This window comes from Aneurinibacillus sp. REN35, from assembly GCF_041379945.2.
In the GTDB taxonomy this organism is placed as follows: Bacteria; Bacillota; Bacilli; order Aneurinibacillales; family Aneurinibacillaceae; genus Aneurinibacillus.
The window spans coordinates 526,488-546,070 of record NZ_JBFTXJ020000003.1 but is presented as its reverse complement, the minus strand read 5'-3'; the positions used below and the strand labels follow the sequence as shown (position 1 = coordinate 546,070).

Below are 19,583 nucleotides of genomic sequence, written 5' to 3'. Positions count from 1 at the left end.
AGGTTCCGGCCGCAGCCACCAGACCCATCGCATACTTCTTATCATAGCCTGCACTAATCATGGCTGGAATCATAATCGAGCCGATCGCAGCCGCGGTAGCCGGGCTGGAGCCGGAGATGGCGGCAAACACCATGCAAGCAAGAATCGTAACCACAGACAGCCCGCCGGGCAGATGCCCCACCCACGTACGTAAGGATTCAATTAAATACTTGGAAATTCCGCCCCGGGCTAAAATCACACCCGCCAGCACAAAGCCAGGGATTGCCATCAGCGGAAAGGAATCGAGTGCGGAGAACATCCGCTGCGGTACCATGTTCATATTGAAATCACTCTGCATCAGAACGAATACGGTCGCTAAGGACAGACTGATTGCAATCGGTACCCGCAGGAGCATCATGACGAGGAACGAACTAAATAGCGTGAGGACCATGCGGCGTATCCTCCTTCTCATTTGGCATCTCTACGGCATCGACTGTATTAACGATCTTCTCCCCGCGAATCGCCTGCAGCAGCTTCTCGAGGAATCGGAACAAAAACATAATCCCTGAGATGGGCAGAATCAAATACACGATCCACATCGGGATGCCTACATCCATGGACACCATGCCGGATGTATAGCGCTTCGCAACGAGGATGTAGCCGTAATACGTAAAAAACACGCAGAACAGAATGCCCATCAGGTTAGCAAAAATATCGAGCAGACGCTGGCCGCCGCGCGGCAGCTTATCATACAGAATGTCAACCTGAATGTGGTGATTGTTGCGCAAAGCGACCGGTACACCGAGCAGCGCCCCCCATACGATCGTATAGTTGGCCACTTCCTCCACCCAGGCTTTCGGTTCATTAAAAACATAACGCATCAGTACGCCGTAAAAGATCAGCGCAATTCCGACGGATAAAAAGCTGCCGGCCGCAATATCCTCCAGCAGCGCCCATGCCTTCTTTGATTTTTTCACTCTATGGCCTCCTTGTGAGAAGGGTATTGAATGAACATATTCAATACCCTTCCCGCATTATTTGAGGTTTTTGATGCCATCAATAATCTCTTTGGTGATAACACTTTCAAACTTTTTATATACAGGCTCCAATGTCTTCTCGAACTCAGCGCGTTCCGCATCGCTTAATTCATTTACCTGCATCTTGCCGGATGATTTCAGTTTTTTGAAGCTGTTCTGATCTTCCTCGCCTGCAATCTTCCACTCATATTCTGTCGCTTCTTTCAATGCTTCTTCTACCTTCGTACGCACATCTTCCGGCATTTCCTGCCAGAATGAGTTGTTAACAAAAATCGCATAATCAATACGGCCATGGTTACTTACTGTCAAATACTTCTGCACTTCTTCATACTTTTGCGTGTCAATATTATTAAACGTGTTTTCTGTGCCATCAACCGTACCCTGCTGCAGCGCCGCATAGGTCTCACCGAACGGGATCGTAGCCGAACCCGCACCCAGCGCTTTGAATTGTCCCTCTAATACCTTGCCCGCCTGAACTCGGAACTTCAATCCGGTAAGATCCTTTGGTGTTTTGAGCGGTTTTTTATTGTTCGTGAATTCCTTGAATCCGTTTTCCCAGAATGCAAGCCCTTTAATATCATTGCTTTGCAGACGTTCGCTCTCCAATAATTGCTTGGCTATATCGCTTTTGAAGAAATTCAATACATGATCCCGGTCACGGAATAGAAATGGCATGTCCGTAAATTGAAAGCGCGGATCCAATTTCACCATCTTGGTTACTGATGGAGCGATCATATGAACATTTCCTGAAACCAATGCATCAAGTTCTTCTTTGTCACCATACAATTGCGAAGACGGATATACTTCAACTTTCACTTTTCCGCCTGTCTTCTCTGCTGCCAGATCGGCAAATTTTTGTGCCGCTTTCCCTTTGGTGCTCTCCGGAGATGTTACGTGAGAAAATTTAATCACGATTTTCTCACCTTCTCCACCCGATGCCGCTTGTTTGCTTCCTCCGCCACCGCATGCCGTCAACACGCCCACCAATAATCCGACAAGAAGCACAGCGATCCATTTTTTCATTGCATACTCCCCTTTTACAAAAGAAATTTTGAAATTATAGCGCTTACAATTATCTATTTGGCTCAACTTTTAAAATAATCAGTTTATTATGCGCATACTTGCTGTCTATCCGGTGTGAAAAGGTGGGAGTCAATGCTCCCACCGCAGCTATTATCCGCAACATGACGGCTGGTACTCTACATCTCTTTTGATTCATCGTTTTGCTGTGTATGTTCTCTTGATGCAATAAAGTCTTGGAAGCTACGCATGATATGATGCGACATTAAGGCCCGTGCCTCTTCTGGCTTTCGCGTCGTCATCGCCTCAACGAGCTCGCGGTGCTCTGTTAATGAACGCTGCACCTGATTGTTTAATAGTTCCGGCAGACGAGTAGGCAGACCGTTCCATAATTGGTGCAGCAAGGAATGTAGACGCTGTCCATCCCCCACTTCCCATATCGCACGGTGAAAGGCTTCATTCGCAGCGACATAACCCGTCATATCCCCTGCCTGTGCTGTTTTTTCTGCCTGCTCTAACGCACTCAAGACTTCTGTAAAATCTTCACCATACAAGCTTGCACGTGCGGCGGCCTCGCCTTCAAGCAACGCACGCAGCTCATAATGCTCCTGAATGGCTTCACGCGTAAGCTCGCGCACGACAGCTCCCCGGCGATTTTGCAGCATCAGCAAACCATCACGCTCTAACATTTGAAAGGCTTCACGAACAGGCATGCGCGAGATGCCCAGCTTGCTTGCGATTTCTTCCTGCGACAATACTTCGCCTGGCTTAAGTTCACCTTTAAATATCGCCTTTCGTAAAATAGCCGCAACCTTTTCCCTTGCAGGCTGTATGATAACCGGTTCCATATATTTCCCAACTTTCTATTAGCTTTATTTTTCCTTCTATTATAAAGCTAACAGGAAACAATACTCTAGTCATATACGAATCCATTATCCGATATCCGTTTGCTTCCCATCATCTAACTTCCTAAGCGCTTTCGCCTGATCTAATATTTTGCGTGCTTGAACCGCTACAGGATAGTCCACCATCTTTCCATCAACCTCAATCGCTGCACCACCTTGTTCTACCGCACGATCAAATGCTTCTACGATGCGCTCTGCATTGTGAATCTGTTCTTTTGTCGGGGCGAATTCAGCATTGATAACCTCATACTGTACCGGATGGATGGCAAGTTTGCCTTGAAAACCCAATTGTTTAACAAATGCTGTTTCCTGCTGCAACCCCTGCCTATCATGAATGTCTACATATACTCCGTCAATAGGCGGGTCGATGCCGGCAGCCCGGGATACATTAACGAGCCAGGAACGAGCAAACAAAATTTCCGTTCCTTCTTTTGACTGCTGTGTACCAATATCAAGCGTATAATCTACGGAGCCGAACGCCAGGCAATGAACCCTCGGACTAGCACAAGCAATATCAAAAGCATGATGCAGGCCTGCGGCAGTTTCAATTAACGGGAGAATCATTGTACTGCCTCTCTTTCTCCCGTGCCTTTCTTCAACGGTACGCAGCAGGTGGTCTACTAGATGAACCTGTTCCTTTTTGCTCACTTTTGGCAGCATAATGCCCGTAATATGGCAAGCCGCCATCTCCTGAATATCATCCATAAAATAAGGCGTGGACACATCATTAACGCGAACAAACACGTTTCTATTCTGGATGTTCCGCTCCTTCAACATTTGCCCTACCAGCGTTCTTGCTGCAGATTTCTCCTGGAGTGGAACCGCATCTTCTAGATCGTATACGATGACATCGACGTCTAGTGTCATAGATTTTTCGAGTTTTTTCTTTTGGTTTCCAGGAATAAACAGCCAACTTCGCCAGAGTGACATTTTCTCCCTCCCTTCTCTTCGTTAGCTTTTATGTACCGCTTTTTTGTTGCGGCCGATTTCTGCCAGAATGGCTGCCGTATGCTCCCCAACACGCGGAACCGGGTTCATCTGTGCCTCAACCCCCTCCATCGTCACCGGTGGGATAAGCGCACGAATAGACCCTGCTTCTGTCTGTACCTCCCGCCAGCGGTTTCGTGCTGCAAGCTGCGGATGATCGACAAACTCATGAATGGTATTCATCCGCGCATTCGCAATCTTGGCCTTCTCCAATCGCGCGATGGCCTCATCGGCTGACAGCGCTTGAAATGCTTTCATAATGATTTTTTCAAGCTGCTTCATATGCTTCACACGCTTATGGTTTAGATTGAAGCGCGGGTCAAAGGCAAGGGAGGGCTGTTCAAGCAGCACTTCGCAGAACTGCATCCACTCCCGCTCGTTTTGAATGGAAAGAAAGACGCTCTTGCCGTCTCCGGCAGCAAAAGGACCATACGGATAAATTGTCGCATGACGCGCTCCGGTCCGCTTCGGCTCTTCCCCACCATAATGTCCATAATACATCGGATAGCCCATCCATTCACCAAGCGCCTCTAGCATCGATATTTCTAATACCGTACCTTCTCCTGTTTTCTGACGTTGGATTAATGCAGTCAAAATTCCTGTATATGCATACATACCTGCTGCAATATCAGCAATAGAAATCCCTACCTTGGATGGTGTATCCTCTGTGCCGGTTAATGATACAAGACCTGATTCACATTGAATCAATAAATCATACGCTTTCTTGTCACGGTACGGCCCGTCCGTCCCATACCCGGAGATACCGCAAATAATCAGCCGCGGAAACTTCTTTCGCAACTCAGCCGGACTAAAGCCAAGCCTCTCAAGTGCACCGGGAGCTAAATTCTGAACGAATACATCAGCTTTTGCCAACAAATCCAGCAATATTTGCTGCCCATCATCCTTTTTTAAGTCCAGCTCAATCGATTCTTTGGAGCGATTAATCCAGACGAAATGACTGGAGAGCCCATGTACAGTCGTATCATACTGTCGGGCAAAATCTCCGGTTTGGGGTCGCTCAACCTTAATGACCCGTGCTCCCAAATCGGCCAGTTGTCGGGTAGCAAAGGGGGCTGCTACCGCCTGCTCTAACGAAACCACCGTCACTTCTTCTAACGGAAGCATACGATCCACCTCTTTTCTTTACTATTGTAGGATTCGCATCTTGAATCTATATTCGTCCTATTAATAGGAACGCGGCAGGCCAAGTACATGCTCTCCAATATAGGAAAGAATAAGGTTTGTTGAAATCGGAGCTACTTGGTATAATCGTGTCTCTCTAAATTTACGCTCGACATCGTACTCTTCGGCAAAGCCGAATCCTCCATGTGTCTGCAGCGCCACATTCGCCGCTTCCCAGGAGGCATCCGCTGATAGCATCTTTGCCATATTCGCTTCAGCGCCGCATGGTTCACCTGCGTCAAATAACTCAGCCGCACGAAAACGCATGAGATTGGCCGCCTCAAGCTGAATATAAGCTTTGGCTATTGGGAACTGTACTCCTTGATTCTGGCCGATCGGTCGCTTGAATACTACGCGATCCTTTGCGTACTGGGTAGCCCGATCGATAAACCAGTAGCCATCACCGATGCATTCCGCTGCAATGAGAATACGCTCCGCGTTCATACCATCCAGAATATATTTGAACCCTTTGCCTTCCTCGCCAATTAAGTTCTCCACCGGGACTTCTAGATCTTCAATGAACAGCTCTGTTGTTGCGTGGTTCATCATTGTCCTGATCGGACGAATGGTAATCCCGTTACCTACCGCTTCGCGCAGATCAACAAGCAGCACCGACAGCCCTTCCGTTCTTTTTTTGACTTGATCAAGCGGTGTCGTTCGTACAAGAAGAATCATCAGGTCTGAGTATTCTGTGCGTGAGATAAACACCTTCTGTCCGTTGACAACATATTTATCCCCTTTGCGAATGGCTGTTGTCTTAAGCTGTGTTGTGTCGGTTCCTGTATTTGGCTCGGTTACACCGAAAGCCTGCAAACGCAGCGATCCATCCGCAATGCCAGGTAAGTATTTATTCTTCTGCTCCTCCGAGCCGTGACGAAGCAGGGTACCCATCGTATACATTTGAGCATGACAAGCTCCCGCATTCGCTCCAGAGCGATTAATCTCTTCCATAATGATCGATGCTTCTGTGATCGACAATCCCGAACCACCATACTCTTCCGGAATGAGCGCCGCTAGAAATCCAGCCTTTGTCAGCGCATCAACGAATGCTTCTGGATACGAATTGGTTACATCTAATTCCCGCCAATATTCGTCCGGATAATTCTTGCAGACAGCACGAACACTTTGTCTCAGTTCCTCATGAAATGCATTTTTTTTCATTGCCATTCCCCCCTCTGATCCGCACCTTTTGCTTATTTCTTCAAGACTTTAGCCAATAGCTCGCTCGTCATATCTGGACCCTGTCCATGCTTGTACACCATGAATGTACGCTGAAACTCAATAACAACCGTACCATGCTGGTTATATCCAGCCGTCTTGATCTTTACAATGCCTACATTGGGGCGTGATTTTGACTCTCTCTTCTCCAATACTTCACTGTATGAGTAAATCGTGTCACCCTCAAACACCGGATTTGGCAACTTGATATCATCCCAACCTAGATTCGCCATAACATTTTGCGATACATCGGTTACGGATTGTCCTGTAACCAAAGCCAACGTAAATGTGGAATCTACCAGTGGACGTCCGAATTCTGTCTTCTCGGAATATACTTCATCGAAATGAATTGGATTGGTATTTTGCGTTAGCAGCGTAAACCAGATGTTATCTGTTTGTGTTACCGTTCTGCCCAACGGATGCGGATATACATCGCCAACCTCGAAATCTTCATAAAAACGGCCTACCCAGCCCTTTTTGATCTGCGTATTCGGCATTTCCTTCATCATACCTCTCTCCTTTTTGTTGGCATTTGTATGTACAACTTTCTTTTTTGAATCAGGGATTTTGGATCCAATATTCTTTTTGATTATAGTCCTAATAATTACAATTGTCAAACAATAATATAATTTTATAAAAACTATATGATAAATTGATCCATTACCAATTTTAGGGTACCATCAAAACACCAATTATATAACGAAGGAGAAATAGTCACGATGAACGTACTAAAAAACCGAGTGCATACGTGTATGCATCTCGGTTTTATTACGCCCTAACCATTATCATTCTCTACATATTCCTTAAGAGCAGACAACCTGTTTTCCCAGTATCGTTCGAAGAAAGAAAGCCAGTGTTTTAGCTCAACCAAAGGATCGGGTTGCAGCTTGTAGCGAGTTTCACGTCCAACCTTCTGACTGCTGACAAGTCCCGCATCGGAAAGGACATGCAGATGCTTGTTAATAGCAGTACGGCTTAATGGGAAGCATTCCGCAATGGCAGCAATGGGCATTTCCTTGTCAGCAAGCAATTTTAACAGCCTACGACGGGTAGGATCGGCAATTGCCTGAAATACATCATGCTTAGACGCAGGTGCAGCCAATTTAAGCCTCGATATAAGCGGGAAGGGTCTTCTTGACAATTTCCTCCCAGCCACCATCCATGATATCGCGAATAACTGAATGCGGCTGCCCAAACTCTGTGACTTTTTCTGCATCCCAACCAGAATGAATCAGCGTAAACTCCGTCTTCTCATCTTCTAACTTTTTCAATTCAAAAACAACGTGCCACTCTGTACCCCAGTCAAATCCAACACGGTTCGGAGGGTCTAGCTCCGTTATTCTGCAAGGTGAATCACCAAATTGACCTGATTGCAAAATGAAGTCTTGTCCCAAAACAGGTTCAAAAGTATTGGGCATCCACCATGAAGCGATGCCTTCTGAAGTCGCGACAGCCTTCCATGTTTTTTCAATTGAAGCATTCAGCACAATTGTTTTACGAATTTCCGGCAATGTTCCTTGTGTTGGCATTGCAATACCTCCAAATCCAATATAACACCTTTTAGTGTCATATTCATTATAACACCATTTGGTGTCATGTAAACTTTTTATAAAAATACTTTTACTACGTATGCCACTCATACTACTATGTATCCGAAGTTCCCAGCAGAGTGTTTTTATTTTATTAGGATAAATTACCCATAAGACAAACAACGAAGAAGTCTCTGTTCATGTCTTCTCCCATGATCAAAGATGTATTTCAGATCATTTACGCCAACTATATGCAAAATATTTGTTTCATATTATTGTCCTTGTGGTAGTATAAAAGTGGCTTATAAGTTACAATACTTATAAGGTACATATTTAATACATATTGGAGGCTTTTATGAACACAGGTACAGTAAAATGGTTTAATGCAGACAAAGGTTTCGGTTTCATCGAAAGAGAAGGTGGAGATGATGTATTCGTTCACTTCTCTGCAATCACTGGCGAAGGATTCAAATCCTTAGATGAAGGCCAACGCGTACAATTCGACATCGTTGAAGGCAACCGTGGACCACAAGCTGCAAACGTAGTAAAACTGTAAGAGTTTACTGCCAAATAAAAGGATGCTGCCTATCGCAGCATCCTTTTTTAGTTCAGATTGTTTTATGAAGGTGAAGCCGGGCGGAATTGGTGTTTAATGAGCAAGTACCGCTCCATCTCCTGCAAAAAGTAAAATAAATTCGCTCTCGTCTCAAATTCCTCGCGTGTTTTTGGCAATTCCGTCTGCTCCATCTCTTCCTTCATTTCTCGCAATTTTTCCAAGAAGACATAGGCGGTATTCCCTGGATGTACACGGTCGCTTATATTCTCAAGAAAATCGGCCATCAGTTCTCCTTGAGGTACATAAGGCAGCGCAGAAACAAGCGGCACCATTCGCTCAAGCAACTCAAACTGTTCTTCTCTCATTTCAAAATAATGATAGTATGCATCTTTGTTGCGAAGCAAATGATTTTCGACATTTTGAATGGCCAGGCTTTTTGCCTCATTGAGCAGCTCTGCCGTCTCAATAATCTCCTTGCCGTCCCATGCGCTGTCATGGTCGCGCAAATAGTCGGCCAGCTCCTTTAAGATAACTTGGAAGTTTCGCTCGATTTTTTGCTGATATTTCCGAAGTTTTACTTCCATGCTTGGCATATATGCGTTCATAATCAGGCCGATGCCAATCCCTATCCCCATAACCGCAAGCTCGTTTCGTAAAAAAGAAAGCGAAACCGCCTGTACGGAATAAAGATGCAGAATAATAACGGATGATGTAACAAATCCATCTTGGATCTTCAACCGAACCAAAATAGGAATTAACAACAAAATCACAAGCAAGAGGGCAATAGCATGATATCCGACAATAGAAAATATGCCAATCCCTATTCCTAATCCCAGCAAACAAGCAGCGAAGCGGGCATACGCGTTTTGTAAGGAACGTCTTTTTGTCACTTGGATACAGAGAATGGTCAAAATCCCTGCTGATGTAGGGAATTGCAGACCTAACCATTGCGCGAGAAAAATAGACAGCGCTGCGCCAATCGCTGTTTTGATGGTACGGTATCCAATCTTCATAGCATATCCCCTTTGCACAAACAGACGAGCAATCAAGCACTGTTTTGTATTGCATATTTTTCCCCTGAACTTTTATCTTCATAAAGTATAAGTAAAACTATATAAAATACAAGAGATACATGTAATTGTTTGTTATATACACAGCCAAAAGGCTCCTCCGCTGCTTTTGCAGCACGGGGGAGCCTTTTGTTTTATTGATTGATATAGCGCTCAAATACAGAGCCGAAATCTTTTACCGTATATTTTTCCTTCGTATCCATCAGCCATGAAAACGCCGCCTGATTCAGTCCTTTGAATTGTTCTACTAGATTACTTTCCGTACTTGTTACCCGAGTAAGCGTCGTGGATGCCAAATCTAGGCTTTGACCCGCAAAGGAGAGGGCAATCTCGTTTTCATGAGAGATTTCTGCGATTTTTAAGAGCGCTTTGTACAAATCCTTTAACTCTTCTAGATGTTTTTTATGTACATCAATCGAGTAAGGTTGATTGCCCATAGTAAACTTAATCTCTACATCCAAGTCCACTGTACCGGCAGTTTCAAGCATAACATCCGAGATCGGATGCGTACTGTAACTGTAACGACGAAGCGTACGCTTCTTGCTGGCGGCACTCGTGCCATCTAGATGAAGCAGTGCTTTGTTGGTAAAACAGTACTCATCAGACTTTGACTTGATAAGGAAGAAAATCTTTTCATTATCCTCATGCATAATATAATCATCTGCATCAGCCTTGTCATAGTCCTGCGGCTTAATCACCGCCCCTACATCGCTTAATCCAAGCATATCGGCCGCTACCTTTCCAAACACCGCATTCATCCTCCTTCAGTTTCGTATTCATGCTTATTCCTTTCCTTACTATACTATGAATACGTGGTTGGTAAAAGAAGGTTTCTTCTATTTTAAAATGCCTTCGGATGCAGCCCTCTTGCCAATATGTCAAGCGTCTGCGGTGCACGAATACCCTCAGCGGCTGCCGAAAGCGGAAGAACAATAAATCTCTGGTTCACTATGGCCGGAGCTTCCGCAAGCTCTTTCTTTGAAAGCAGCACGTTCTTTTTCTCCTCAACTGTTTTAGCGCCATAGTCTATGATCACGATAACATCGGGATTATGATGTACGACCTCCTCCCAGCTCACTTCCGCCCACCCTTTTTCTATATCACTAAAAATATTCTTCCCTCCGGCTAATGCAATAAGGCTGGACATGTAGTTACCTGCCGCCGTTAAAGCCTTATCTTCACCGCTATCGTAGACAAACACGTTAAGCGGCTTTGTAACAGAGCCTACTTGCTTAACGGTTCGATCAATATCCTTCTGCATCGTGGCAATCAGAGTCTCCGCTCTCTCTTCCACATCGAAGATACGCCCGATATTGCGGATATCCTGATATACATTTTCTAGCGTAGGGAACGGAGTCGTAGACGACTCTTGAATGTAGGCCGGAATGCCGGCAGACGCTAACTCCTGCACCGTTCCCAATGCTTTCTCAGTAAAAGCGCTTTTCCATCCGGCATATGCAAAATCCGGAGCAGTTGCCATGAAAACTTCTTTTGATGGATATGCTTTTGACAGAACAGGAATCTTCGCATACGTATCCTTAAACTCAGGCAGAATGGCATCATCAAGATATGCGGTTCCTACCATTGAATCCTGCAAGCCTAGAGCCAGCATGATTTCTGTCGCATGCTGGTTTAATGCAACAGCTCGTTTGGGCGGCTGTGTGAATGTTAATGTATGTCCCAAATTGTTAATGGTGACTTTTTCGTAGGATGCGTTTTCCTTCTGCTGGGTCTTACCTAAAGACGCCTGTTCGACGGCAGATGAGGTACCAGAAGATGAACTGCATGCGGATAATAGGCCAACGACAAGCACTACTGCGATTCGTTGCAAAAATTGATTTCGTTTTCTCATATGTGCGTCGCTCCATCTGTTATTTTTTAAATGAGTTATTCGTTCGTACTGGACAGAAAAATAATATAGGGTGTATGTGTTACCGGATGTGTAATAATTTCTGTTTCTACCCCAAATACTTCACTCAATAATTCATACGTCAGCACATCAGACGGATTCCCCGAAGCAACGATACGCCCCTTCTGCATCACATACAAATAGTCACAGTACACAGCAGCCAAGTTTAGATCATGCAGCACAGCAACCAACGTTACATCAAGTCCCTTTGTCAGCTCCATTACCTGAAGTTGATGGCGGATATCAAGATGATTGGTCGGCTCATCAAGCAGAATGACCCGAGCCTGCTGAGCAAGTGCACGAGCAATAAGAACCCGCTGTTTTTCACCGCCAGATAAGCTCATAAAGCTGCGCGAGGCATAGTCTTCCATATGTACACAGGACAAAGCATACTCCACGATCAGCCGGTCTTCTTCCGTATCCGATTCGAACATCCGCTTATGCGGAGCCCGTCCCATTGCCACTATGTCTTCTACAGAAAAATCAAACTCCTGAGGGAATTCCTGTCCAACAACAGCCATTTTTTGAAATACGTCTCGCGAAGATAATTCGTATAGGTCTCGCTCGTTGAAGTGGATACACCCGGTATCCGGTTTTAATACACGATACATCGTCTTAAGCAGTGTGGATTTCCCGCTTCCATTCGGTCCAATAATTCCAACAAAGGCACCGTCCGGAACATCCAGCGATATATCTTGTATAATCGTCGCCTGCATCATACGCAGCGATACAGCATCCACCTGAATCATCACTCTCGCCCCCCTCCGAACGAATAAGAACTGCGCCGCAGCAGCCAAATAAAGAACGGACCTCCACATAATGCGGTAATAACTCCCACAGGCAGCTCTTCCGGCGCTAGCAGCATGCGAGCCAGCACATCGGACCAGATCGCTACAATTGAACCAATTAAAGCGCTAACCGGTAGCACATATCGATGATTCGAGCCTACAAATAGCCGGGCAAGATGGGGAATCATCAGGCCAATAAAGCCAATCGCTCCACTTACTGCCACGATCACTCCTGTCAGAAGAGAGGAGATGACAAACAATATTTTACGGAAAAAATGTGTGTTTACTCCCAGGGTTGTTGCCGCTTCCTCTCCCATTAACAGCGCATTAAGCGACCGGTACTGTACAAGTAGAAAAATCAAACCACAGACGACAAGCAACCCAGGAAGCGTGACATATTCCCACTTTGCTCCAGAAAAACTTCCCATAATCCAAAACATAACATCCCGCATTCCCTTTTCCTCCGGCGCCATCGTCACAATAAGGTTCGTTACTGCAGATAAAATAATTGATACCGACACACCTGCCAGCAGCAAGCGTGTTGTGTGCATTCGGCCGCCAACCTGTGCGAGTACGTAAACGGCGATCATGGAAAAAAGCGCGCCTAAAAAGGCACCAAGAGACAATGCGTATCTCCCCAGAAAAGAGAGTGCGCCAAACAAAATCGCAAGCGTAGCAGCAACAGAGGCACCAGAAGAAATCCCCAGAATATACGGGTCTGCGAGCGAATTGCGCACCAATGCCTGAATAACCACCCCTACGATTGCCAATCCAGCTCCAACTACCGCTCCGAGCAAAACGCGAGGAAACCGGATGTCCCATACAATGCTCTCCTGTGCCGCATGCCAATCCGGCTCAATCACAAAAGCTGAGCCTACTATTTTTGCTAGCGCAATTCTCCATACCGTAAGCGGAGAGATGCTGACAGGCCCAAGCATCACAGCCGCAGTAATTGATACCAGAAGCAGCACACACAAAATGACCAGAGCCATTCGCACACGAATATTCTGAGCTTTCTGTACGGACACATGCAAGTGTATCGACTTTCTCATCTTATGAACTCCTCTATCTTCCATCTCTTTTGGCTTGGCCACACAAAAAACCCCCGTCTTGACGGACGGGGGTCAGGTACGAAAATGCAGGTAACATCAAAAAGCCAAACGGCTGCCACTCATTCTCAATACACCTCTCCTTTCCGCGAAGGTAATTGTGGTGTCGCATCTTAGGTAGGTCTCCTGGCTTCCGGGTCCATGCCCTCTCTCGTCTTCCCCGATCATCAATCGAGTGACAATATGAAAGAGAACTATCCGGTTACAGTGGCGGGACCGCTCGGGACTTGCACCCGATTCCCTGTTACCCTTTGTATTTCACAAAGGCACCTAGCTGCATACAATGTAATTGTTATTACATATAGCATACATATAACACATATAGTAAACAACCTTTTTTATTGCTTTACTGTCAGCATCCCATTCATTTTGTGAACGGAGCCTCTCCAATAAAAGAAAATACTAATCAACGCTGCCAAAGTAAGCACTGAAAACATAACACTGCCGCCAAACTCAACAAGCAGCATACCGGCAAAGCCTGGTCCCAAAAAGGAACCCATTGTTGTAAAACTGAAGGCGCCATAATACGTACCGCGCACCGACTCCGGCGTAATCTCATCGATAATCGCATACTCAGCGGGCGCTATGAAGATCTCGCCCAACGTAAAAATAATCATAGAAAAAATGAACGTCCACACATTAAATGACAACGAGAAGCAGACACATCCTATCGCAAACAAAACGGAGCCGATCACAATCGAAAAAAAGGCGCTCCGCTTCTCAACCGCCCGTGCCACAGGCATGCTTCCGATGATGATGACAAGGGAGTGTACGGTCCATAATAACTGAATAAAATCCAACCCGCTCGTAAACTCCGCTGCAAAATATTGGGGTAGTACAACAGAAAATTGACCATGCACAGACATCGCCATGATTCCACCGCAAATAAACAAAAGAAGCGCCTTATCCTTCTGTATTACACCTAACGATTCTTTCAAAACCGGCCGGTGGATTCCAGAAGAGGAAATATCGGCAATCTTATATTTCCTTACGTACACCCACAGCAATACAAAATACATAAGAAAAATAACGGATGCTACAAAAAACGGCAGCGTACTCTCCGCTTTGACACCGGCGATCATACCGATGATGGGGCCAACCGCAAATCCGAGATTCGTAAACAGATAACGATACGAAAAAGCCCGTACCCGTTTTTTTGGCTCTGTCAAATCGGCAATCAACGCTTTGGCACACGGGTCAAAAAAAGCGGTAGCCATGCCTTTTAACAGGGTGAACAGCACTAGCATTATAGGATGAACACTTACCGCCAGCCCTATAAAAATAATTGCGGAGCCAAGCAGCGCTCCTAGCATGATGTTCTTGCGACCAAATCGATCCGACAGCACCCCGCCGGCAAGGCCGCCAAACATCCCTATCAGCGCACTGCCCCCTATGATAAATCCGATTGCCGGACCACTTAATCCAGTATAATGGGCTAGATAAATCGCAAAATACGGTACAACCATACTTAATCCGATGTATGTCAAAAAGCTGCCAAGAAACAAAATGCGTACGATGGGGTGAAAGTCCAAAATAGCATTGGGCTTCACATACGCTCCCCCTTCATGTACGCGGCAAGTCCCTCCTGCATCGCCTGCAGTCCCTCCGGACGCATACTATAAAATTCAATCCGCTCACTCATACGGTGCGCTCGGATTAGCCCTGCGGTACGCAGCATGGATAGGTGATAGTGTAGATTGCTTTTTACAAGTCCTGTCTTATGAAGAATCTCGGTGAATGTGCAGGTTGGGTGTTCATGCAGCAGCTTGAGGATGTAGATTCGATTTTTGTCAGCCAACGCTTGAAGCTGACGCTGTACGCGCTTGACGAGGAACGGGGCTTCCTCGATATCGACCGGATAGAGACATGTGAGTAGTCCTTGATATGAGTCGATGATGCTGTACGGTGCGGCATGATGCTGTGGAATGAGCAGCACCCGTTGTGTGGCTGCTACAGGTTCGATGCAGATGCCGTTTGTATAGGTCTCCACAATTTGCTTGGGATCTTCTCCCTTTGACAGAACGTCACGCAAAGAAGCTGCGCTATGTTCGAGCATAGGCAGAATCGAAGATTGACGCTGCTTGAAATAACAATGGTGCCATTCTTCTAGCAGGTGAATCAGATGATGCTGCACTTCTTGAAAATCCTTTGGGATCTTTGTCACCCAAGGAATCATCCGCTCATACAATTCAAGCGGCGAAATGGAGCCAAGCCAGGAAATAAACTGCTCTGGTGTGCGTTCACCGGGACACTGCCACACCAATAGACTTAAGCGATGCAGCACTTCCCATGCCTTTTCCGAAAGCTTAACGATCAGCTCTTCAGGCAGTTGTGCATTGACTTCCTTCACCCAGCCTCGACCCAATTCAGCACCCTTCATTGATTTGTTATTGATGTATTGATATAGACTGATAATCAACTCGTATGCCGGAGCCATATCCACTTCAACACGATACATATTCTCACCCACATTATTAGTTATATTTTTTTAGAACTTTTATTAGTTCTAATTTTATATAACTAAAAATTGTGCGTCAATCAACAAGTTCCATTCTTTTTTATTTTTTAGATTTTTTTGTGAAAGGTATAAAATTAGTATCTCGTACTATTAGTAAGTGTTATAATAGATAGGCAGTAATGAGAAGAGGAGATGACACATGAGCGATAAAGGCAACGGCCTCGCTTCAAAAGCGCGAATTACGGCCATCGGAAGCTATGTACCGGAGAGAGTTCTGACAAATGTTGAACTTGAAACAATGCTTGAAACAAACGATGAATGGATTATCCAACGCACAGGTATCAAAGAGCGGCGGATTGCACGTCCCGAGGAATTTACTTCTCACCTGTGCATACAAGCAATCCATGATTTGCTGCATACGTATAATCAATCAATCGAAGATGTGGATTTGATTTTGGTAGCAACGGCTACACCGGATTTTCCTTTTCCTAGCGTTGCAAGCCGCATCCAAGCCGCATTCGACATTCCAAATACAGGTGCCGTTGATATAAGTGCAGTATGTGCAGGATTCGTATACGGCTTACACCTAGCCAATGCACTCATTACCTCCGGCCTTCATCAAAAAGTGCTTGTCGTTGGAGGCGAAACATTCTCCAAAATTATGGACTATACAGACCGAACCTCCTGTATTCTTTTTGGAGATGGAGCCGGTGCTGTACTAATAGAGCACGATAACACAAAACCGAGTTTTCTATCGTTTCATCTTGGCTCTAAGGGCGAAGGCGGGGTACATCTATATCAAACCGGTCTAGCAAACCAAATGGACGGCAAGGCACTAAAAGATACCAAATGTCTTGTCCAAAATGGAAGAGAAGTGTATAAATGGGCCGTCTCGACTGTACCTGCTGGAATGAAAGATACCTTAGCAAAAATCTCATTCCCACTGCATGACGTTGACTGGTTTATCCCGCACAGCGCCAATATGCGAATGATTGAATCCATTTGCGAGAGAAGCGGATTCCCGCTATCCAAAACCTTAACAAGCCTCGAATATTTTGGCAATACTTCAGCGGCCTCCATTCCTCTTGCGCTGCATGCCGGAGTTCGGTCGGGGAAGGTGAAAGCAGGAGAACGCATCCTGTTATACGGATTCGGCGGCGGGCTTGTCCACGGCGGATTATTGATTGAATGGAATATATAAAGTCACTAAAGAGTCCAAACCTTATCCGTATGGTTTGGACTTCTTATCAAACAGCAGTCTACTCACCGCAGTTTATTTGGACGACTTATCTGCCCTAGTGCTTATACCATGACCTTCATACACCTTCTCCCAATCAAGCGACCTGGCCATCCGGTTCTCGATTTTGTCCAGCGGCGCAAAGCCATACTGAGCATACAGCCCATGGGCATCGTTTGTGGCCAGCATAAAACTGGTTCCCTTTACTTTTGGGTGTGCAACAATTAAGCTCAGCATCCATTTACTTAAGCCGCTGCCCCGATACTTCGGCAGCACAAACACATCAGCCAGCCAAGAAAAACGGGTAAAGTCGGACACGACACGGGCAAAACCGACCTGCTTTGCCGCAGTGGTAGACGGGTCGCCTTCATATATCCCGTAGCACAGGATCGAATGTTCAATCGCGGTGGCAACCAGCTCCCGGGGAATGCCCGATGCCCAGTACGACTCTTCAGCAAGAAAGCGCCAAATCATCTCGGTATCTAGATGGCGTTTATCGGTACTAATGACAAAGCCATCCTCTCTTCTCCAAAGGGCCTGCTCCTTTTGATCACACATCTTCTTGCTCCCCCTCACTTCACCCGTATGAACGTTTAAAAATTGTCTGGTATTTTAACCAACACATAATTTCCAGTCCACATCTGTGTCGATACAATTAAATTTTCTCCTTGCTTTTCAAAGAAGAGCCCACTACCCTCTTTTTGTTTAAAACTCCAACCATTTTGCATCGCCAATTCTTTGATGACTTCATCAGCCACGCCAATATTTCGTTTATTTATGATATACCAGTCAACGCCATTTTCATTTGCTAAATAAACGATTTGTTCATTTGAATGATGTAACTTAGCTATAACTTCCCTCTTGCTACTATTTTCTATTGGGAGTGGAGGATAGTAGGATTTGTTGTACAATACGAATGCTCCCACAATGATAACTGTCAATCCGATTGCTGCTGCCCATTTCTTCATAAAAACACCTCTATTTTATGAAATATTCGGCAAATATTCCAAAAAAACCTTCAACATTAAGTTATGCACGTAAAGAAGCTGACACTCCCTCCCATCCATACAATGAGTCGAAGTGTCAGCCTCTTATTATCCGCACCGCCTACAGACTATTCTTTGGTTTTGATAAAAATAATTGCTTAACCCTTTCGCGCTGTATCTTAGGCACAAGCACATACAGGATATCTTTTTCCAACAACTGTGTATCCCCGGTTGGTGTAATCAATTCCTCTCCACGAATCACAGCAGTAATCAATACATCTTTTGGAAGGGTTAAATCCGATATATTCTCATTAGCTATGAATCCATCGCCTGGAATCGTAATCTCAATCATCTCCGAGCTTGTTTTGCTGATCGATACCAATTCAAGAGTATGAGGTGTTATGGGCTTCTCTCCTTGAGATAGCCCGAATGCACGGGCAAGCGGAGAAATTGTCGACCCCTGAATTAGCGCAGAGGTTAGTACCACGAAGAAAACTACATTAAAGATAAGTTGAGCGTCTTCGAGTCCGGCAATCAATGGATACGTTGCCAGAACGATAGGTACTGCTCCCCTGAGTCCGGCCCACGAGATAAATATTTTTTCCTTAAACGAAAACTTCATCGCTATTGTGCTAATAAACACACCGATAGGCCTCGCAACAAAGATAAGCAGGAAGGACAAAGCAATTCCTTGCCATGCAATATGGATCAACTCATTCGGAAAGACGAGAAGCCCCAATAAGATAAACATTAGAATCTGCATCATCCATGCAAAACCCTCATTAAACCGTGATACCGCATGGCGGTACGTCAGATCCGCATTCCCCATATAGACAGCCATCACATACACTGCAAGCAGGCCGCTTCCGTTCAGCACCGCCGTGGCACTGTAAGTAAAAATAGCAAAGGCAAGCGCAAGCACAGGATAAAGCCCCGAAGAGTCGAGGTTGATTTTATTTACTACTTTGACTGCTACAAATCCGATCAGAAGGCCTGCGACTAGGCCAAATCCCATCTGCCAGAAGAAGTTTAAAATCATGGATAACACACTAGCATCAGGCACTTGTATCAACTCAATGAAGGAGATGGTTAGAAAGACAGCCATCGGATCATTCGTTCCCGATTCGGCTTCAAGCGTAGAGGAAAGACGCTTTTTTATATTTTTGTTTCCCAGGACCGCAAAAACAGCCGCAGCATCCGTTGAGCCGACAATCGAACCAAGCAGCATGCTCTCCAGCCACGGAAGACCCAAAATATAGTGTGTGCAAATCCCGACAATGAATGTGGTAAGCAATACGCCCACAGTGGCGAGTGACAGGGCAGGCGTTGCTACGGGACGTACATTCGCCCACTTCGTCTGCATGCCTCCATCAAATAGAATAATAATAAGGGCTAAAATCCCAAAAAGCTGTGTTAGATACGCGTTGTTGTAGAAAACAAACCGGTTGAGCACCATCCCTACAACAATAAAGAAAACGAGTGAAGGTACGCCTAAGCGTGAGGAAAATTTGGCGGTTACTACGCCAGTAAGCAATAAAATAGCAAACAAAAAAATCAAGCCGTCAATGGTAAATGTCACCGAAATCCCCCTTTATACATTTAATTGGATCATA

22 protein-coding genes and 1 riboswitch are annotated in these 19,583 nt (G+C 45.4%); of the genes, 2 read left to right on the top strand and 20 right to left on the bottom strand.

All coding sequences use genetic code 11. The features are described 5' to 3' along the window. The 10 genes from AB3351_RS09215 to AB3351_RS09170 all read right to left on the bottom strand — a co-directional run. A partial coding sequence (locus AB3351_RS09215) for a TRAP transporter large permease subunit (protein ID WP_371146828.1) occupies positions 1 to 430 on the bottom strand: 430 nt, incomplete at its 3' end. Further along, a complete protein-coding gene (locus AB3351_RS09210; RefSeq protein ID WP_371146827.1) occupies positions 411 to 956 on the bottom strand; it encodes a TRAP transporter small permease in 546 nt (181 codons plus the stop codon). The genes AB3351_RS09215 and AB3351_RS09210, both read right to left, overlap by 20 nt. 57 nt (positions 957 to 1,013) lie before the next feature. Continuing rightward, positions 1,014 to 2,039, bottom strand: coding sequence for a TRAP transporter substrate-binding protein (locus AB3351_RS09205; protein ID WP_371146826.1), 1,026 nt, complete (start codon positions 2,037 to 2,039; stop codon positions 1,014 to 1,016). A 176-nt stretch (positions 2,040 to 2,215) separates the two neighbouring features. After that, on the bottom strand, positions 2,216 to 2,884 hold the full coding sequence (locus AB3351_RS09200) for a GntR family transcriptional regulator (protein WP_371146825.1): 669 nt from the start codon (positions 2,882 to 2,884) through the stop codon (positions 2,216 to 2,218). Between the two features lie 84 nt (positions 2,885 to 2,968). Beyond that, positions 2,969 to 3,871, bottom strand: coding sequence for an HpcH/HpaI aldolase/citrate lyase family protein (locus tag AB3351_RS09195; protein ID WP_371146824.1), 903 nt, complete (start codon positions 3,869 to 3,871; stop codon positions 2,969 to 2,971). 21 nt (positions 3,872 to 3,892) lie between these two features. Beyond that, positions 3,893 to 5,053, bottom strand: coding sequence for a CaiB/BaiF CoA transferase family protein (locus tag AB3351_RS09190; protein WP_371146823.1), 1,161 nt, complete (start codon positions 5,051 to 5,053; stop codon positions 3,893 to 3,895). A gap of 60 nt (positions 5,054 to 5,113) precedes the next feature. After that, on the bottom strand, positions 5,114 to 6,277 hold the full coding sequence (locus tag AB3351_RS09185; protein WP_371146822.1) for an acyl-CoA dehydrogenase family protein: 1,164 nt from the start codon (positions 6,275 to 6,277) through the stop codon (positions 5,114 to 5,116). Positions 6,278 to 6,303: 26 nt separating this feature from the next. Beyond that, positions 6,304 to 6,837 carry a MaoC family dehydratase gene (locus AB3351_RS09180; RefSeq protein WP_371146821.1) on the bottom strand — a complete coding sequence of 178 codons (534 nt, stop codon included), beginning with the start codon at positions 6,835 to 6,837 and terminating at the stop codon, positions 6,304 to 6,306. Positions 6,838 to 7,103: 266 nt separating this feature from the next. After that, positions 7,104 to 7,430 carry an ArsR/SmtB family transcription factor gene (locus AB3351_RS09175; protein WP_371146820.1) on the bottom strand — a complete coding sequence of 109 codons (327 nt, stop codon included), beginning with the start codon at positions 7,428 to 7,430 and terminating at the stop codon, positions 7,104 to 7,106. Between the two features lies 1 nt (position 7,431). Beyond that, positions 7,432 to 7,857 (bottom strand): SRPBCC family protein, encoded by a 426-nt coding sequence (locus AB3351_RS09170; RefSeq protein WP_371146819.1) that lies wholly within the window; start codon positions 7,855 to 7,857, stop codon positions 7,432 to 7,434. Between the two features lie 355 nt (positions 7,858 to 8,212). Here AB3351_RS09170 and AB3351_RS09165 point away from each other — a divergent pair, with 355 nt between their 5' ends. Then, on the top strand, positions 8,213 to 8,413 hold the full coding sequence (locus tag AB3351_RS09165) for a cold-shock protein (protein ID WP_206250130.1): 201 nt from the start codon (positions 8,213 to 8,215) through the stop codon (positions 8,411 to 8,413). Between the two features lie 62 nt (positions 8,414 to 8,475). Here AB3351_RS09165 and AB3351_RS09160 read toward each other — a convergent pair whose 3' ends face one another. The 7 genes from AB3351_RS09160 to AB3351_RS09130 form a co-directional block, all read right to left on the bottom strand. Beyond that, a complete protein-coding gene (locus AB3351_RS09160) occupies positions 8,476 to 9,426 on the bottom strand; it encodes an aromatic acid exporter family protein (protein WP_371146818.1) in 951 nt (316 codons plus the stop codon). A gap of 191 nt (positions 9,427 to 9,617) precedes the next feature. Beyond that, positions 9,618 to 10,232, bottom strand: coding sequence for a PH domain-containing protein (locus AB3351_RS09155; protein ID WP_371146817.1), 615 nt, complete (start codon positions 10,230 to 10,232; stop codon positions 9,618 to 9,620). A gap of 92 nt (positions 10,233 to 10,324) precedes the next feature. Then, a complete protein-coding gene (locus AB3351_RS09150; RefSeq protein ID WP_371146816.1) occupies positions 10,325 to 11,335 on the bottom strand; it encodes an ABC transporter substrate-binding protein in 1,011 nt (336 codons plus the stop codon). A gap of 35 nt (positions 11,336 to 11,370) precedes the next feature. Then, positions 11,371 to 12,144, bottom strand: a complete 774-nt coding sequence (locus tag AB3351_RS09145) for an ABC transporter ATP-binding protein (protein WP_371146815.1) — start codon at positions 12,142 to 12,144, stop codon at positions 11,371 to 11,373. Then, positions 12,141 to 13,232, bottom strand: a complete 1,092-nt coding sequence (locus AB3351_RS09140; protein ID WP_371146814.1) for a FecCD family ABC transporter permease — start codon at positions 13,230 to 13,232, stop codon at positions 12,141 to 12,143. The genes AB3351_RS09145 and AB3351_RS09140 overlap by 4 nt, the downstream gene beginning before the upstream one ends. A 157-nt stretch (positions 13,233 to 13,389) precedes the next feature. Beyond that, a riboswitch (cobalamin riboswitch) is annotated at positions 13,390 to 13,576 on the bottom strand. Positions 13,577 to 13,627: 51 nt separating this feature from the next. Further along, positions 13,628 to 14,839 (bottom strand): MDR family MFS transporter, encoded by a 1,212-nt coding sequence (locus tag AB3351_RS09135; protein WP_371146813.1) that lies wholly within the window; start codon positions 14,837 to 14,839, stop codon positions 13,628 to 13,630. Further along, entirely contained in the window at positions 14,836 to 15,747 is a 912-nt protein-coding gene (locus AB3351_RS09130) for an ArsR/SmtB family transcription factor (RefSeq protein ID WP_371146812.1), read from the bottom strand. The genes AB3351_RS09135 and AB3351_RS09130 overlap by 4 nt, the downstream gene beginning before the upstream one ends. A gap of 199 nt (positions 15,748 to 15,946) precedes the next feature. Here AB3351_RS09130 and AB3351_RS09125 point away from each other — a divergent pair, with 199 nt between their 5' ends. Continuing rightward, entirely contained in the window at positions 15,947 to 16,948 is a 1,002-nt protein-coding gene (locus AB3351_RS09125) for a ketoacyl-ACP synthase III (RefSeq protein WP_371146811.1), read from the top strand. A gap of 72 nt (positions 16,949 to 17,020) precedes the next feature. Here AB3351_RS09125 and AB3351_RS09120 read toward each other — a convergent pair whose 3' ends face one another. The 3 genes from AB3351_RS09120 to AB3351_RS09110 all read right to left on the bottom strand — a co-directional run bounded on the left by AB3351_RS09120 (position 17,021) and on the right by AB3351_RS09110 (position 19,549). Beyond that, positions 17,021 to 17,542, bottom strand: a complete 522-nt coding sequence (locus AB3351_RS09120) for a GNAT family N-acetyltransferase (RefSeq protein WP_371146810.1) — start codon at positions 17,540 to 17,542, stop codon at positions 17,021 to 17,023. A 35-nt stretch (positions 17,543 to 17,577) separates the two neighbouring features. Then, on the bottom strand, positions 17,578 to 17,952 hold the full coding sequence (locus AB3351_RS09115; RefSeq protein WP_371146809.1) for a hypothetical protein: 375 nt from the start codon (positions 17,950 to 17,952) through the stop codon (positions 17,578 to 17,580). 139 nt (positions 17,953 to 18,091) lie between these two features. After that, positions 18,092 to 19,549, bottom strand: a complete 1,458-nt coding sequence (locus AB3351_RS09110) for a potassium/proton antiporter (RefSeq protein WP_371146808.1) — start codon at positions 19,547 to 19,549, stop codon at positions 18,092 to 18,094. Positions 19,550 to 19,583: the final 34 nt, after the last annotated feature.

Bases quoted from the DNA above. Each gene is read 5' to 3' on its own strand.
- AB3351_RS09140 (WP_371146814.1), bottom strand. From the start codon at position 13,232: ATGAGAAAGTCGATACACTTGCATGTGTCCGTACAGAAAGCTCAGAAT.
- AB3351_RS09205 (WP_371146826.1), bottom strand. From the start codon at position 2,039: ATGAAAAAATGGATCGCTGTGCTTCTTGTCGGATTATTGGTGGGCGTG.
- AB3351_RS09180 (WP_371146821.1), bottom strand. From the start codon at position 6,837: ATGATGAAGGAAATGCCGAATACGCAGATCAAAAAGGGCTGGGTAGGC.
- AB3351_RS09130 (WP_371146812.1), bottom strand. From the start codon at position 15,747: ATGTATCGTGTTGAAGTGGATATGGCTCCGGCATACGAGTTGATTATC.
- AB3351_RS09150 (WP_371146816.1), bottom strand. From the start codon at position 11,335: ATGAGAAAACGAAATCAATTTTTGCAACGAATCGCAGTAGTGCTTGTC.
- AB3351_RS09190 (WP_371146823.1), bottom strand. From the start codon at position 5,053: ATGCTTCCGTTAGAAGAAGTGACGGTGGTTTCGTTAGAGCAGGCGGTA.
- AB3351_RS09160 (WP_371146818.1), bottom strand. From the start codon at position 9,426: ATGAAGATTGGATACCGTACCATCAAAACAGCGATTGGCGCAGCGCTG.
- AB3351_RS09185 (WP_371146822.1), bottom strand. From the start codon at position 6,277: ATGGCAATGAAAAAAAATGCATTTCATGAGGAACTGAGACAAAGTGTT.
- AB3351_RS09200 (WP_371146825.1), bottom strand. From the start codon at position 2,884: ATGGAACCGGTTATCATACAGCCTGCAAGGGAAAAGGTTGCGGCTATT.
- AB3351_RS09165 (WP_206250130.1), top strand. From the start codon at position 8,213: ATGAACACAGGTACAGTAAAATGGTTTAATGCAGACAAAGGTTTCGGT.
- AB3351_RS09195 (WP_371146824.1), bottom strand. From the start codon at position 3,871: ATGTCACTCTGGCGAAGTTGGCTGTTTATTCCTGGAAACCAAAAGAAA.
- AB3351_RS09125 (WP_371146811.1), top strand. From the start codon at position 15,947: ATGAGCGATAAAGGCAACGGCCTCGCTTCAAAAGCGCGAATTACGGCC.
- AB3351_RS09120 (WP_371146810.1), bottom strand. From the start codon at position 17,542: ATGTGTGATCAAAAGGAGCAGGCCCTTTGGAGAAGAGAGGATGGCTTT.
- AB3351_RS09170 (WP_371146819.1), bottom strand. From the start codon at position 7,857: ATGCCAACACAAGGAACATTGCCGGAAATTCGTAAAACAATTGTGCTG.
- AB3351_RS09115 (WP_371146809.1), bottom strand. From the start codon at position 17,952: ATGAAGAAATGGGCAGCAGCAATCGGATTGACAGTTATCATTGTGGGA.